This is a genomic window from Sorangium sp. So ce394, assembly GCF_051474665.1.
Lineage (GTDB): Bacteria > Myxococcota_A > Polyangia > Polyangiales > Polyangiaceae > Sorangium > Sorangium cellulosum_D.
In genome coordinates this window covers 5,146,019-5,161,519 of sequence record NZ_CP150339.1, presented here as the reverse complement: position 1 = coordinate 5,161,519, position 15,501 = coordinate 5,146,019, and the positions used below count along the sequence as shown (strand labels likewise).

The window sequence follows — 15,501 nt, the reverse complement described above, 5'->3', positions numbered from 1 at the left end:
CTCCATGGAGCAGCCCGCTTGGCCGCAGGTCCACGACGATGCATGACGGTCGCCGCGCCGGCAGCTGTGGGAGGGGGTGCGCGGGCACAGGAGCCCCCCCGTGAGCTTGACCCTCGCGCCCCTCGGCGACGATTATCCCTGATCCATGCGCACCCCGTCGGACGCAGCCATCGACAGCTACTACCGCGCCGCTGCGCTCGGTCTCCGCCTGCTCGAAGCCCGCGAGGCGCGGGGCCGCCGCTTCGGCGAGGCGGCCGCCGCGACGTGGCGCGCCCTCGGCGGTGAGCTCGAAGACCGCGATCGCCTCGACTTGCTCCTGCGCGACGCCGCCGTCAGCAATCCCCTGGCCTTCTCGGCCCGCGGCGTCTTCGACCTCGCCTGGCTCACGGACGACGAGCCCTTCGGCCCCTCCTTCCCGCAGGCCCCCGCGGGCCTCGCGGCCGCCCTGCTGCGCGAGGCGGCTTCCCCGCTCGCCGCCACCGACACGCCGGCCGTTCTCGACGCTGCCGCCGCTGCCTGGAAGCTCGCTCCCCTCGCCCCGGAGCCCCCGCTCGCGGATCGCCTCCAGCGCGTCGCCCCTGCCACGCGGGTCATCGCCTCGGGTGCCCGAGCGGTCGCCATGCTCGCCGCGCACGCGAACGCGCGCGGCGACCTCGACCTCGGCGAGCAGGTGCTGCTCGTCACCGACGCCCCCGCCGAGCGCCAGATGTTCGGCTTCGCGCTCCTGCTCACGGGCAGCCGCGGCCGCCCGCGCGTCATCCCGACCGCGCAGGCATCTGCCGCCCGGGCCGGCGCGCTCGGCTTCACGCGGTGCGACGTGTCGCTCCTCTCGCAAGACGCCGCCGCGCCGGCGCGTGAGGCGGCCGCGGCGCTCGCCAAGGAGCTCGCCAGCTGATGCTCTCGCCGGAACGCGTCGCGCTCCAGGGCCTCACGCCGCACCCGCACGAGCAGGACGCGATCGAGTTCGTCAAGAAGGAGCTGCCCGACAACCACCCGTACCGCGTCTGGGCCCTCTTCGACCTCGTCGACCTCTCCGGCCGCCGCTACGAGATCGACCTGCTCCTCCTCGGGTACGACGCGCTCTACCACGTCGAGATGAAGGGCCACCCGGGGCGGGTCTCCGGCGACGTTGTCGACTGGAAGTTCAACTTTCCCGACGGCGGCGTCTCGGTCCGGGAGAACCCGCTCCGCCTCGCGTCGCAGAAATCGCGCGTCCTCGCGAGCCTGCTCGAACGGCAGATGGGCGCAGCGCGCCCGTACGTCGAGACGCTCGTCTTCCTGACCCACCCCGAGGTGAAGGTCGACCTCCAGGGCGCCGCCCGGTCGAACGTGGTCACGCGGCGCGACCTCCTTCGCGCCGTGCAGTACGGCGACTTTCCCGGCGCCACCCCGAACCGGAAGCGCGCGGCGATCGACAAGCCCACCGCGCGCGCGATCGCCGACGCGCTCAAGGCCATCGGCGTCCGCCCCAGCGCGGGCTCGCTCAAGCTCGGGTCCCTGGTGCTCGGCGGCCTGACCGAGGAGGGCCCCGGCTACCAGGATCGCGTCGCCAGGGACGAGCGCATCCCCGAGATCCGCCGCCGGGTGCGCAGCTACCTCGTCCCGCAGTCGCCCACCGCGGAGCGGCGCGAGCAGCTCCGGCGCGCGGCCGAGCGCGAGGCCAAGCTGCTCACGGTGCTCGGCGATCATCCGGGCATCCTCAAGCTCACGCAGTACGAGGCCGAGGGGCCCACGGGCGGCCCGTGCCTCGTCTTCGAGCACTTCGACGATGCGCGCCCGCTCGACGCCTTCCTGCGCCAGCGCCCGGAGCTCGCCTTCGAGCAGAAGCTCCAGATCCTCGAGCAGGTGAGCGACGCGCTCGCGTACTGCCATCGCAAGAAGGTGCTCCACCGCGGCCTCTGCCCCGGCGCGGTGCTCGTGCGCGAGCGGCCCGACGGCAAGGGGCTCGAGACGAAGCTCTACAACTTCCAGCTCGCCACCCGGAGCGACGGCAGCCAGGGCACCGTCCACCTCTCGCAGCTCGGTCCGGAGCGCGCGCTCGTCTACCGCGCCCCGGAGGTCGTCGACGATCCCGTCCGCGCGCGCGAGGAGAGCGACATCTTCTCCCTCGGCGCGCTCGCGTACTTCGTCCTCACGGGCCGGCCGCCGGGCGCCACGCTCCAGGAGCGCCAGGCCCTCTTCGACGCCGGCGGGGGCCGCCTCTCCATCGCCGCGGCCTCCGACGCGCTCGCGCCCGGCGCGGTGCCCGCCGACGGCATCGCGGCCGGACAGCGCCGCAGCCTGGACGAGGCGGTGGGCTTCGCCACCTACCAGAACTACCTCAACCGCCCGGACAGCGCCGTCGACTGGATGGCGCTCGTCCTCAATGCCGCCACCGCGCCCGAGGCGCCGCCCCCCGCCGCCGAGCCGCAGGTCGACCCGCTGGAGGTGCGGCCGCAGCAGATCCTCCCGGGCGGCATCGAGGTCGTGAAGCACCTCGGCACGGGCTCCACGGCGCGCGTGCTCCGCGTGCGGCGCGACGGCTCGGAGTACGCGCTCAAGGTGAGCCGCGCGCCCGAGCTCGACGAGCGCCTCCGCGCCGAGGCGCGGGCGCTCGAGGCGCTCCGCGGCGATCGCATCGTCGGCTTCAAGGGCACGCTCGCCATCGGCGATCGCCTCTGCCTGCTGCTCGAGGACGCGGGCGAGACGCTCGCCGACATCCTCGCCAAGGAGGGGCCGCAGAGCCTCGACTACGCGCGCCGCTGGGGCGAGGACCTGCTCCTCGCCCTGCGCGAGCTCGAGAGCCGCCACGTCCTGCACCGCGACATCAAGCCGGCGAACCTCGGCGTGCCGTCGAGCGCGGCCAAGCGCACGCGCAACCTCTTCCTCTTCGACTTCTCGCTCGCCGGTCTGGATCCGCGCGAGATCGCCGTGGGCACGCCCGCGTACCGCGACCCCTTCCTCGTCACCCGCAAGCAGTGGGACGAGGCGGCGGACCGCTACTCGGCCGCGGTGACGCTCTACGAGATGCTCACGGGCTCGCGCCCGGCCTGGAGCAGCGGCGACGTGCCGGCGACCGCGGGCGACGCCGAGATGATCATCGAGGCCGAGCGCTTCGACGCCTCGGTGCGCGACCGGCTGCTCGCGTTCTTCCGGAGGTGCTTCGCGCGCGACGCGGCCCAGCGGCACGACAGCGCCGAGGCCATGCGCGCCGAGTGGCTCGCCTGCTTCCTCGCGCCCGCGGAGGCGAGGGCCGCCGCGCAGCCCGCCGCCGCCGCCGCGGTCGACTACGCCGCGCTCGCGGACAGCACGCCCATCCAGGCCCTGCCGCTCTCGGCCCGGGCCCTCAACGCGCTCGATCGCTCCGGCGTGATCACGGTCCGCGACGTCCTCGGCCTGCCCACCAACCAGCTCTCCGCCATCCGCGGCGTCGGCCGGGACACGGCGCGGGAGATCCTCGCGCTCCTCCAGGCCCTGCACGAGAGCCGCAAGGCGCCGCCCCCCCGCGAGCCGGAGTTCTATCCCGAGTACCGCGGCGAGGACGTCCCCGTGGCGCGCCTCGACGGCGTGCCTGCGGCCGTCACCGCGCTGCTCGAGGGCGCGGGTTTCGCCACCGCCGCCGAGGTCGCGCAGGCCTCCGAGGGGCGCATCGCGCGCGTCCTCACCCGCGCCACCGAGGGCGTCGCGCTGGTCCGGGCCGCGCTCGCGAAGCAGCGGCCCCCGCCCGGCGAAGCCCCGCCCACCTCGCTGGAGGACTTCCTCGACCGGTTCCTGCCGAGCAGCAACAAGCGCGGGCACGCGCCGTTCAAGACCGCGCGCGAGCTGTTCGGGCTCGATCCGTTGCCCGGCGGCGGCTTCGCCTCGTCCGCCGGCGAGCTCGCGCGGAAGCGAGGCAGCCGCCAGGCCATCTCGCTCGCCCTCGGCCGCGCGCGCGAGCACTGGCGCGCCGAGCCGGGCTGGCCCGCGCTCGCGGCGCTCGTGGACGGCGCGCTCGCGACGTCCGGCGGCGCCGCCTCGACCGAGCGCCTCGGCGCCGCCCTGCTCGACGCCCTGCCCCACCAGGCGCAGCTCGGGGACGTCGCCCGGCGCGCCGCGGTGGCCCTCGTGCGGGTCGTCGCCGAGGCGCGCCCGGAGCTCGCCTCGGCGCGCTTCGGGCGCGGGCTCTGGCTCGGCGTCACGCCGGAGCACCTCGGGCTCGCCCGCGCGCTCGGCCAGCGCGCCGACGCGCTCGCCGGCCAGGAGCCGCTGCCGTCCTTCGAGCAGGTGCGCGAGGCGCTCGGCGAGATCGTCAAGGACTCGCCGCTCGCCGCGCTCGGCGCCGACCGGCTCGTGCCCATGGCCGCCGAGGCCAGCAAGGACGCCGCCGCCAGCGCCCGGCTGGAGCTCTACCCGCGCGGCCTCGACGCCGAGCGCGCCCTGCGCCTCTCCGCCGGCGCGCTCCCGGCCGCGCGGATCTCTCCCGAGCAGGTCCGCCGGACCGTCGCGGTCCGCTATCCCGAGGCCGCGGCGCTGCCGGACGACGGCGCGCTCGCCGACCTCCTCGCGCCGCTCGGCCTGGAGCTGCGCGACGGGTTCTTCGAGCGCCCCTCGGCCTTCGCGGCGTCCACGGCGCACACGGAGCGCCTGTCCACGCGCGACCCCACGCTGCAGCGCCCGCTGCGGCCCACCACCGACCCGAAGCAGCAGGAGAAGCGCGAGTTCCACGAGCGCATCCGCTCGGCCGCCCGGCGTCGCGCCTTCCGCGTGCTCGAGGTGGCCGCGGCCCACGCCGGCAAGGCCGCCGAGGAGCTCTCGCGCGTGCTCGGCAGCGAGCCGATCTCGCTGGAGCGGGAGATCCTCCGCACCTTCTTCGACGAGGTGGTGCGCGAGCACGAGATCGAGGACCCGAGCGTCATCGTCGACACCGACCGCAAGGGCCCGGACGGCTCCGCCGACTGGGCGATGCTCACCGATCTGGTCGAGGAGAGCGCGAGCCGCGTCGTCGGCCGGCTCGTGACGCGCAAGGACACGCTGCTGCTCACGCAGCCCGGCCTGCTCGCGCGGTACAGGCTCGACCGCCCGCTGCACGCCTTGCTCCAGGCCACGCAGCGCGACGACGGGCCGGGCATCTTTCTCCTGGTGCCGTCGTACTCGGAGCCCAGCGCCGCGCCCGTCATCGACGCGCCCACCGGGCCGCTCCCGATTCCGCTCTCGTCGCCCGCGCAACGCCTCCGCATTCCCGACGCCTGGATCCCGAACGACTAGCGCATGGCCGCCCGCAAAACAAAAGCACCCCGAAAAACGAAGACTGTCGAACGCAACCTGACCCGAGAGCTCTCGGCGCTCCTCGCGAAGACGCTGCTGCCCGACCTGAAGGAGCGCGCCCGGCCGGAGAACGTGCGGGAGGCGCTGCGGGAGCGGTGGGCGCAGGAGAGGAAGGAGCACCGCACGGCGGACGACTTCGACGACTGGATCCCGCGGACGCTGGAGCAGATCGGGGTCGCGTGGATCCTGTCCTGCGTGTTCGTGCGGACGCTGGAGGACCGGGGGTATCTGACGCACGCGCGGATCGCTGGCGAGGGCGCGGCGGACGCGGAGGAGCTCTTCTTCCGGCTCTTTCCCTCGCTGTCCGTGCGGGACTACCTGCTGGCGGTGTTCCGCGAGCTGTCGCACGCGCCCGGCGGGGACGACGTGCTCGGGCCGCGGCACAACCCGGCATGGCAGCTCGCGCCGGGGGTGGACGCGACGCGGCAGCTGCTGGAGTTCTTTCGGGAGACGGACGCGAGCGGCGAGCTCGTGTGGAAGTTCGGGGGGACGGATACGCGGTTCCTCGGGGATCTGTACCAGGACGTGTCGGAGGGGGTGCGGGAGCGGTTCGCGCTGCTCCAGACGCCGGAGTTCGTGGAGGAGTTCATCCTCGATCTGACGCTCGAGCCGGCGATCAAGGAATACGGGCTGACCGAGGTGCGGCTCATCGATCCCACGTGCGGGTCGGGGCACTTCCTGCTGGGGGCGTTTAAGAGGATCTTCGAGGCGCGGCAGCGGAAGGCGCCGGGGCTCCCGCCGAAGGAGCACGCGGGGGCGGCGCTGGCGCAGGTGTACGGGGTGGATCTGAACCCGTATGCCGTGGCGATCGCGCGGTTCCGGCTGGTGCTGGCGTACCTGGAAGCGGCGGGGATCGGGAAGCTCAAGGATGCGCCGCGGGTGCCGGTGAACCTCGTGGTGGCGGACTCGCTGCTGCACGGGGCGAAGGACGCGAACCGCGGGCTGTGGGAGGTGAAGGGAGACGCGGCGGCCTGGGGGGAGGATGCGTTCCAGCTCGAGGATCCGGAGGGGGCGGAGAGGATCCTGGGGCAGAGGTATCATGCGGTGGTGGGGAATCCGCCGTACATTACGTGCAAGGATTCGGAGCTGCGTGATCTCTACAGGTCGCGATATCGATCCTGTTATCGCGAATATGCGCTGGCGGCCCCCTTCACGGAGCGATTCTTCCAGCTCGCAACAGATGGCGGTTATACCGGACTAATCAACGCCAACAGCTTCATGAAGCGAGAGTTCGGCAAGAAACTCATCGAAGATGTCTTGCCGGAGGTCGAGCTGAGCCGAGTAGTCGATACTTCGGGCGCGTACATTCCCGGACATGGAACGCCGACAGTGTTGCTCTTCGGCCGCAACAGGAAGGCGATAGCCGCCACCGTGCGTGCGGTACTTGGCAAGCGCGGCGAGCCATCGACACCTACCGAACCGAAAAAGGGGCTTGTTTGGAGCAGCATCGAATCGGATTTCGATAACATTACGTTCGAAAACGAATTCGTCTCCGTGGCTGATGTACCCCGAGAGACGTTCGACAAACACCCGTGGAGCCTGGGTGGGGGAGGAGCAGCCGGTCTCAAAGGCGTCATTGAGACCCGCGCAACGACGCGTCTCGAAGATCTAGGCGCGGAAATCGGATTTGGAGCGGTCACGCGGGAAGACGAGGTCTACCTGGTGGGAGAAGGCGCGCTCGATCGAGCGCGAATCCCCGTTGGCCAGCGAAGGCGCCTCGTGGCCGGCGAGGATGTTCGCGACTGGTCCATGGGCAACCCAACCCTCGCACTGTGGCCCTACGATCCGACGACGCTGCGCGCTGTTGGAGATGACACAACGACCGTTATTCGGCTGCTCTGGCCATATCGACGGCAACTCAGCGAACGTGTCGCATATGGGCAATCTCAAATAAAGCGAGGTCTCGCCTGGTTTGAGTATTCGATGTTCTTCGCAGATCGCTTCAAAACACCATACCGTATCACCTTCGCTTTCGTGGCCACCCACAATCATTTTGTCCTCGACCGCGGCAGCAATGCCTTCAAACAGTCGGCCCCAATCATTAAGCTACCAGAGAACGCGACGGAGGAGGACCACCTCGCGCTGCTAGCCTACCTAAACAGCTCCACGGCATGCTTCTGGATGAAGCAGGTATCTCACAATAAGGGTTCCGGAGCAGACGCAGGCAATCGCCAGCCGGAACGAGCGAAGTTCCGGTTCGAGTTTTCCGCCACTCAGATCGCGGGGATGCCACTGCCCGATCTGTCGACAGCAAAGAGTACTCTTGCACAACTGGCGCAAGAGGCCGAGACGATTGCTGCCCGACGAGCCGAGTGCGCTTGGGCTGACGATATCCTTGAGCGGCATCGGAGCACGGACACGACTCATATCTTAGAACGCATCGGTCATGCCGAAACAGAGCACGAAACGCGTTTACAGAAACTAATCTTCCTCCAGGAATATATGGACTGGACCGCGTACGCATCGTTTGGACTTGCTCCCATAGGCATAGTGGATCAGTTCCGCAACGTGCAGGCGGACGGACTCCCGCGTGTTCCTCTAGGGGCGCGACCGTTCGAGTGCTTGCTCGCGAGGCGGGGAAGCAAGGTCGGCATCGACGGACAAACACTCGTCGCAGAGCTCCCCACCTCCTGGCCCTCGCCGATGAAGCGCTTATGGGAAGAGTGCATCAAGCACATAATTTCGAGCCCTCATCTGGCTCTCATCGAAGGGCCAGAGCACAAGCGAAGGTGGGTTGTAACACCCAAGGACGGAGGGGGCGATGTACTCACGTTCGCGGACCAGAGCAAGGCGTCGTTCCGAAAACTCGCCCTTGATAGGTTGGAGCGGTTCGCACGCTTAAACGCTGCACCGAAGGTGGAGAGCGGCAGAAAGATTGGTGCAATGGTCGCAGCGGATCCGAGCGCCAATTCCGCGATAGAGGTCCATAGCAAGCTCTTGGGGGGCGAGGCGCAACTCGTCATCGGGTCTCTTATCGAGTCTGAAGCCGTCCCCTACCTCGCCGCCCTCCGCTACACCGAAGCCGGCCTTGAAAAGCGCGTCGCCTGGGAGCACACCTGGGCCCTCCAGCGCCGTGAGGACGCCGGCGAGAAGGACCTCCAGATCCCCGTCCCCCCGAAGTACGACAGCAAAGACTTCCGCGACCCCACCTTCTGGCGCCTCCGCGGCAAGCTCGACGTCCCCAAGGAGCGCTTCATCTCCTATCCCGGCGCCGAGAAAGACGACGACCCCAGCCCCCTCTTCGGCTGGGCCGGCTGGGACCACCTCGAGCAGGCGACCGCGCTCGCCGCGCTCTACCTCGAGCGCAAGCAGGAGGACGGCTGGCCGGCGGACCGGCTCGTGCCGCTGCTCGCCGGCCTGCTCGAGCTCGTGCCCTGGCTGAAGCAGTGGCACAACGAGCCCCGCGAGGACTTCGGCGGCGAGCGGCTCGGCGACTACTACGAGCGGTACGTGGAGGCCGAGGCCCGGGCCCTGGGGAAAACGCTGGACGACCTGCGGGCGTGGCGGCCGGCCGGGAGGCGGGGGCGCAAATAAAGTCGAGGGGAACCAACGATGATCCGCACCCTCTGGATCGAGTCCTTCAAGGCGTTCTCGGACGACCCAGGCCGCACCGCGCCCGGGATCCGGCTTCAGCCAATGACGGTCCTGGTCGGTCCGAACGGGTCGGGCAAGTCGACCATCCTCCAGGCGATCGACGCGCTCGGCTGGCTGTCGGCAGGCACCATCAAAGAGATGCTCGACGCCCACCACTGGGAGTACGCCGACCTCGCGCACCTGCGCGCCGAGCGCGCGCAGACCGCCCTGCAGGCCGAGATCGATCTGCCGGACGCCGCCCGCGCGCGGTGGCGGCTGACCTTGGGCTCACGGCGCTCACCCGGCGTCGCGTCGGAGTCGATCGAGAAAGCCGTAGGGGATGCCTGGCGAACCATCATCCACCGGACCGGGCGGGACGTCGCTCGGTATCCCGAACGCGCGGGCATCGGTAAGGAGAAGACGACACTGTCCCTCCCCTCCTCCTGGCTCTCCACAATCGATCTTAAGGCCGACCGCGATCGCTTCCCAACCCTGGTCGCGCTGGCACAGTGGGCGCGGCGCATTCGGGCATATTACTTCCTCGATCCCGTCGCGCTCCGGGCGTCGTCCCGCGGAACGGGCGAGAGATACGACGAGCTCGGCCTCCACGGCGAGAACTTCGCCTCGTTCCTGGGACGCATCAAGTCCCGACCGAAGGACTTCGCGCGGCTCATCGAGCGCGTCCGCGCCCACTACCCGCGGCTGGTCGACATTCACGTGCGCCGCAAGAGCTACGGCTGGACCCACCTCGAGGTCACCGAGAAGTGGAACGGCGAACAGGCGACCTTCAACGCCCGCCAGGTGAGCGACGGCCTCCTCCGCATCATCGCCGTCGCCGCCATGCACGAGATGCGCGAGGCGCCAAGCGTGCTCCTCATCGACGAGATCGAAAACGGCCTGCACCCGCGCCTCCTCGGCGGCCTGGTGGCCATGCTGGAAGAGCTGACCAAGACGGGCTCGACCCAGGTGATCGCCACCACCCACAGCCCCATCACGCTCAACTACGTCTCGTCTCCCGAGTCCGTGCTCCTCGTCACCCGCGGCAAGGGCGGCGGCGTGCGGGTGACCCCGATGAACGAGACCAGAAGCTTTCAGGAGCTGCGGGAGCACTTCGAGCTCGGGGAGCTCTGGTACAACGCGGGCGAGGAGCGGCTCGTGCCAGGGAAGAAGGGGCGATGAGCGGGCGCAAGAAGCCTGCTTACACGGTGTTCATTGCCGCCGAGGGCCCTTCGGAGCTGGGTGAGCTTGCGACGGAGCTCCAGTGGCGCTCGCGCAAGGCGCCACGCGAGGGCTACTTCCAGCCCATGCTTCGCAAGTTGCTGGGCGACGACGTGGCGTTCGAAGGGCAGAAGATCACGCTGCTCGGCCGGTTCGACGCGAAGCACAAGCTCAAGGGACACGCCGACCGCGCGGCCAAGGCCCTCCGCCTCGCGACCACGCTCATCGACGGCTGCCGCGTCCTGGTGTTTGCGCACGACGTGGACAAAGGCTCCGGCGAGAAGCGAAACGCCACCGAGCGCGCCCGTCGGGTGAAGGCGCTGCACGAGGAGATCGAGGCAGGCTTCGCGGCCGTGGAGGGCGCCGACCATGTGCTGCGGGTGAAGGCGACGCCGCTCCGGATGATCGAGGCGTGGGCCCTCGGCGATGCGGCGGCGGTGCAAGCGGTCGCAGGGAAAGACGGCGACCCAGCGGCGATCCCCAGGCATCCTGAGGAGACGTGGGGCGACGAGCGCGACCGAGCTTCGGGGCACCCGAAGTGTGTGCTCCGGCGCGCGCTCGGCCGCGATCCGACACCGGAAGATTTCGCCCAGGTGGCCCGAGAGGCCGATGTCGATGCGCTGCGGGCGTCGTGCCCGGCGAGCTTCGCGCCGTTCGCGGAGGAGGCCGAGAGGGCTGGTAACGAGGCCCGTGTGGCCGAGGAGCTGGAGTCATAGGGATGAGCATCACGGCCGACGGCAACCCCTTCTCCCTCCTCCTCGGCACCTTCTCCCGCGCCGACTTCGAGGTCCTGCGCCTCTCCGGCACCGAGGCCCTCTCGCGCCTCTTCTCCTTCGACCTCCGCGTCGCGACCTCGCTCGACCCCGTCCAGCTCGAGGCCTCCGCCGTCGGCCAGCCGGCCACCCTCACCATCGACGTCCCCGGCGGCTCGCCGCGCGTCGTCCACGGCATCGTGGTCTCCGCCTCGTTCGAGGGCGCCTGGAACGCGGACCACCGCGTCCAGCTCGACCTCCGGATCGCGCCCAGGTTCTGGCTCTCGAAGCGCCGGCGCAACAGCCGCATCTTCCAGAACCTGACCGTTGTCGACATCGTGAACGCGGTCCTCGACGAGGCGGGCGTGCCCCGGCGATGGGCCGCGCTGAAGCGATATCCAGCCCGCCAGTACTGCGTCCAGTACGAGGAGACCGATGTCGACTTCGTGACGCGCCTCCTCGCCGAGGAGGGGATCTTCTTCTACTTCGAGCCGCCGGCCAGCCTCGCGCAGGCCCTCCCCGCCGGCGCCGTCGCGGGCGGCGCGCCGCTCGCCGAGGTCCTGGTCCTCTGCGACGATCCCATGAACTGCCCGCCGATCCCGGACGCGCACGCCGACGGCCTCGCCATGGCCGCGGCGGCGGCCGCCGCCGGGGTCGTCCGCGCGCCTGGACCAAGGCTCGTGGTGCGCGACGCGGGCGGGATGAGCATCTACGAGGATACGGTCACGCGCTTCGCCATGCGCCGGAGGGTACGCGCGAAGACCGTGACCCTGCGCGACTACGACCCTCACCGGCCCCTCCTCGATCTGACGTCGAGCAGCAGCGTGGCCTCCCCCGTGGCCACGGCCGAGGCGCCGCCCCCTCTCCCCCTCGATCCCCGGAAGCTCGAGATTTACGAGCACCACGGCGAGTACGAGGAGACGGACGTCGACGGCGATCAGGCCCGCGTCCTGCTCGAGCAGCACCGCAGGCGGGCCTGGCTCGGCGAGGGCGCGAGCTACTGCCGTCGCCTCGGGGCCGGAGGGCGGTTCACCCTCCGCCACGAGGCCAGCGAGCACATGAGCCGCGAGTACACGGTCACGCGCGTGACCCACACGGGCGTCGCGCCGCGCCTCGCGCAAGGCGCGGCCAGCGGCGGCGCCCTCCCGGCCACCTACGAGAACCGGTTCGAGTGCGTACCGGCGTCGATCCCCTACCGCCCTCGCCGCCCGAAGCGCGCTGTGCGGCAGGTCCTGGAGACGGCCACGGTGGTCGGGCCCGAAGGGCAGGACATCCACACCGACCAGCTCGGACGGGTCAAGGTCCAGTTCCACTGGGATCGGCACGGCCGGCGCGACCAGCACAGCTCGTGCTGGCTCCGCGTGGCGCAGGCCTGGGCGGGGGCCGGCTGGGGACAGCAGTTCGTCCCCAGGGTGGGCACGGAGGTGCTCGTCACGTTCCTCGGCGGCGACCTCGATCGGCCGATGGTCACCGGGTGCGTCTACAACGCCACGCACCCTCCGCCGTTCCTCCTGCCGAACAACGCCACGCGCAGCGGGCTGCGGACGCGGAGCTCCCCTGGAGGCGGGGGATTCAACGAGATCTCCTTCGAGGACAGGGCTGCCCACGAGCAGATCTTCGTGCACGCGCAGCGGGACCTGGACGAGATCGTGCGCCGCAACCACGCGCGCACGGTCGGCGACAGCGAGACGCTCGAGGTGCGAGGCTCGCAGGTCGAGCGCGTCGGCGCGCACCGGACGGGCCACGTGGGCGGCGATGACCGGCACACCGTCGGCCAGAACCGCGAGCTCGCGGTCGGCGGAAACTCCACCGTGCGCGTCCAGGGGAGCGAGACGCGCCGCGTGGAAGGCGCGCTCACGACCGCCGTGGGCGGCCACGCGATGACCTCGGTCGAGCAGGATTACACGCTCAAGGTCGACGGCTTCTCGTCGACGACCCTGGGCGCGGACGACGGCCGCGGCGGCGGCGTGCTCACGGCGCGCGGCGCCTACACCATCGCCGCCTCGGGCACGCTCACGCTCTCCTCGGACAGGTCCCTCGTCCTCAGGTGCGGCGACACGACGCTGGAGCTGTCCGCCGAGGGCGCCAAGATAGGCGGCAAGGCCATCGCCATGGCGGGCAGCGAGTCCGTCACGCTCTCGGGCAACGGGCCGTCGATCCACCTCGCAGAAGAGGGGCAGATCCTGGCCGACAAGCTCACGCTCCTCGCCAGGGAGTCCTCCATCGTGCTGGACGACCACGCCGCGGTGAAAGGCAAGACCGTGAGGCTCAACTGCGACGAGCGCATCGAGCCTCCCGAGGACCCCGACGATCCGGCGAACCCGAAGACGAAGAAGCTCGAGCTCAAGCTCACCGACTACGATCTCGCGCCGTACGCCGGCAAGAAGTTCCGCCTCATCGTGGCGGACAGGACGATCGAAGGGACGACCGACGGGGACGGCGCCGTGCGCGAGGACGTGCCCGAGGGCGCGGAGACGGCCGATCTGACGCTCTGGACCGGCGATTACCCGACGGGGCCGCGTCGCCGGTACGCGATCTCGCTGACGAAGCTCGCCGACCCCCACACGGTCGAGGGCGTCCAGGCCCGCCTGCGGAACCTCGGCTATTACGACGGCCCGACGAACGGCGAGCTCACCCCGGGCGTCGTCATCGCGCTGCGGGAGTTCCAGGGCGACCACGCGCTCGAGCCGACCGGCATCCTCGACGCCGCGACGAGGTCGAAGCTCATGGATGTCCACGGTCACTGAGGAGCACGCCATGCCCGACCCGCAGAACTTCCCCTGCACGCCCGACGATCCTGCCTACAAGGCCGTCTGCGCCGCGTCCCCCGCACCGGCGGGAGCGCCGGCAGGGGCCGCGGGGGCGCCGGCAGGGCCGAAGCTCAGCCCCATCGGCGAGATCCTGAAAAAGTACCCCAACGCCGGGGAGCAAACCGTCCTGACCAGCTACGCCAACGTCGTCAGCACGAAGGTCGACGCGGCCGACGGGCAGAAGACGCACGCGTCCGCCGCCGGGGTCGAGATGGGCCCGTGGGAGCGCTTCGCCCCGAAGAGGCTGCTCGACGATCCTGGCCTGATGGCCATCGACGAGACCAACCCCCACGCGGTGGACTACCTGAAGCAGGTCGCGCCGATCGCGGGCGACCCGGACAAGCTCTGGGAGGTGGGGCACGCCCCGATCGGGAGCCTGCCGGATCCGCTGGTGCGCATGATCGACGACGCCCGCTCGATGATCCCGCAGGTCCCCCTGCAGTCCGTGTCCTGGAGGGGAAAGCCTGGCGCCGGGGTGATGTTCAACGAGCCCGCGGGGAGCCCGCACGACAGGTGGCAGGAGAGCGAGGCCCAGCGGATCTACGACCAGGCCAGGGCGCGCCTGGACACGCTCACGAAGGAGCACGAGGAGAAGAGGAAGGCGTGGGACGCCGCCGTCGCGGCGGCGACCGCGGCGAACCCCGCGGCCCCGCCGCCCGGGCCCCCGCCGAGCGACGCGGGCATCGCGCCCGCGCGGCTCGCCGCCTTCCGGGCCAACGCGGCGATGATGTTCCGCACGCAGGAGGGCCAGACCAGCACGCTGAACACCTACGATGGGCGCGTCCTCACCTGGGGCATGGGCTACGCCGCGCCCGGCGGCCTGCCCCAGATCTTCAATTACATGTTCCAGGCCGTGCCGGACGAGGCGCGCAAGGTCGTCGCGGCGCCGCCGGGCGCGTACCCGGACGACGCGGTGAAGCGGGCGAACCGCTTGCTCGCGCAAGCCGCCGCCGCGCGCAAGTTCTTCTATGTCTCCGGCTTCATTGCGAACGGCTACAACATGCCGGATGGGTGGCACGGCGATTACCTCATCGCCGACACGCGCCCGGACAAGAAGCGCGTCGTCCGCGGGACGGATTTCCCGGACGGCACCTACCATATCAACGCGGCCGTCAACTCGCTCCAGACGCTGGTGGACCAGCGAGAGATGCTGTTCATGATGGTCCAGGCCGCGCGCGACGAGCTGACGCGGGAGCTCGTGTTCGAAGCGCAGATGAAGAAGGTCCACGGCTACACGAACATCGCGGCAGCGAACGCCATCGCGACCCAGGAGTGCTTCAATTTCGCGGTCTTCGTGGCCCACGCCATCTACTTCGGCGCCAACCGGGATCTGCTGCCCTGGGCCATCAAGGGGCTGACGGGCGGTCCGTCGCCGGCGAACGACGTCATCATCGTCCGGCGCATCATCCACTACCTCGTCCGGCGCTTCGAGCTGTCGAAGATCCAGAACGCGCTGCTCGAGCTCCGCGCGAAGAAGTCGAAGGGTCCCATCAAGCTGAACGCCGTCAAGACCCCCTATGAGAACGACTTCGGCGACGCCTGGTTCTTCCAGTCGTGCGCGCGTCACTTCGACCGCTTCCTGAAGCCGATCGCGGCGGTTCCGAGCTGGGATCCCTCGAAGATCATGCAGGACGACCCGAGCGCGGACCCAGACGCGTACTTCGTGAAGGACACGAAGACGAAGAAGCGGCACCGCATCGGCACGATCGCCGAGCTCGACCTGCTGTGGCCGCCGTTCGATCCGGACGTCTCGCTCGAGGTGAAGGATCCGTGGTACGCCGTGACGTTCCAGCGGGGGTCCGACACCATCGTGAACCACATCGACAAGAGCTACACGCTCGCGAACTCGACGAGGAAGTGAGCGG

7 protein-coding genes are annotated in these 15,501 nt (G+C 70.3%); all 7 read left to right on the top strand.

Annotated elements, in window-relative coordinates:
• The first annotated feature begins 145 nt into the window (after positions 1 to 145).
• The 7 genes from WMF33_RS18935 to WMF33_RS18905 are packed head-to-tail and all read left to right on the top strand — an operon-like array spanning position 146 to position 15,497.
• Positions 146 to 895, top strand: coding sequence for a hypothetical protein (locus WMF33_RS18935; RefSeq protein ID WP_437338439.1), 750 nt, complete (start codon positions 146 to 148; stop codon positions 893 to 895).
• The gene (gene pglW, locus WMF33_RS18930; protein WP_437338438.1) at positions 895 to 5,223 is read left to right on the top strand and encodes a BREX system serine/threonine kinase PglW; all 4,329 of its coding nucleotides are present in this window, start codon (positions 895 to 897) and stop codon (positions 5,221 to 5,223) included. The genes WMF33_RS18935 and pglW overlap by 1 nt, the downstream gene beginning before the upstream one ends.
• A gap of 3 nt (positions 5,224 to 5,226) precedes the next feature.
• Positions 5,227 to 8,817: a BREX-2 system adenine-specific DNA-methyltransferase PglX gene (gene pglX, locus WMF33_RS18925; protein ID WP_437338437.1), complete on the top strand. Its 3,591-nt coding sequence runs from the start codon at positions 5,227 to 5,229 to the stop codon at positions 8,815 to 8,817.
• A gap of 18 nt (positions 8,818 to 8,835) precedes the next feature.
• Positions 8,836 to 10,035 carry an AAA family ATPase gene (locus WMF33_RS18920; RefSeq protein WP_437338436.1) on the top strand — a complete coding sequence of 400 codons (1,200 nt, stop codon included), beginning with the start codon at positions 8,836 to 8,838 and terminating at the stop codon, positions 10,033 to 10,035.
• Positions 10,032 to 10,790, top strand: a complete 759-nt coding sequence (locus WMF33_RS18915; RefSeq protein ID WP_437338435.1) for a hypothetical protein — start codon at positions 10,032 to 10,034, stop codon at positions 10,788 to 10,790. Before WMF33_RS18920 ends, WMF33_RS18915 begins: the two co-directional genes overlap by 4 nt.
• Before the next feature lie 2 nt (positions 10,791 to 10,792).
• Positions 10,793 to 13,573, top strand: a complete 2,781-nt coding sequence (gene tssI, locus WMF33_RS18910) for a type VI secretion system tip protein TssI/VgrG (RefSeq protein ID WP_437338434.1) — start codon at positions 10,793 to 10,795, stop codon at positions 13,571 to 13,573.
• Positions 13,557 to 15,497, top strand: coding sequence for a hypothetical protein (locus WMF33_RS18905; protein ID WP_437338433.1), 1,941 nt, complete (start codon positions 13,557 to 13,559; stop codon positions 15,495 to 15,497). The genes tssI and WMF33_RS18905 overlap by 17 nt, the downstream gene beginning before the upstream one ends.
• Positions 15,498 to 15,501: the final 4 nt, after the last annotated feature.

Coding starts and splice junctions, on each gene's coding strand:
- pglX (WP_437338437.1), top strand. CDS start 5,227: ATGGCCGCCCGCAAAACAAAAGCACCCCGAAAAACGAAGACTGTCGAA.
- WMF33_RS18905 (WP_437338433.1), top strand. CDS start 13,557: ATGTCCACGGTCACTGAGGAGCACGCCATGCCCGACCCGCAGAACTTC.
- tssI (WP_437338434.1), top strand. CDS start 10,793: ATGAGCATCACGGCCGACGGCAACCCCTTCTCCCTCCTCCTCGGCACC.
- pglW (WP_437338438.1), top strand. CDS start 895: ATGCTCTCGCCGGAACGCGTCGCGCTCCAGGGCCTCACGCCGCACCCG.
- WMF33_RS18915 (WP_437338435.1), top strand. CDS start 10,032: ATGAGCGGGCGCAAGAAGCCTGCTTACACGGTGTTCATTGCCGCCGAG.
- WMF33_RS18935 (WP_437338439.1), top strand. CDS start 146: ATGCGCACCCCGTCGGACGCAGCCATCGACAGCTACTACCGCGCCGCT.
- WMF33_RS18920 (WP_437338436.1), top strand. CDS start 8,836: ATGATCCGCACCCTCTGGATCGAGTCCTTCAAGGCGTTCTCGGACGAC.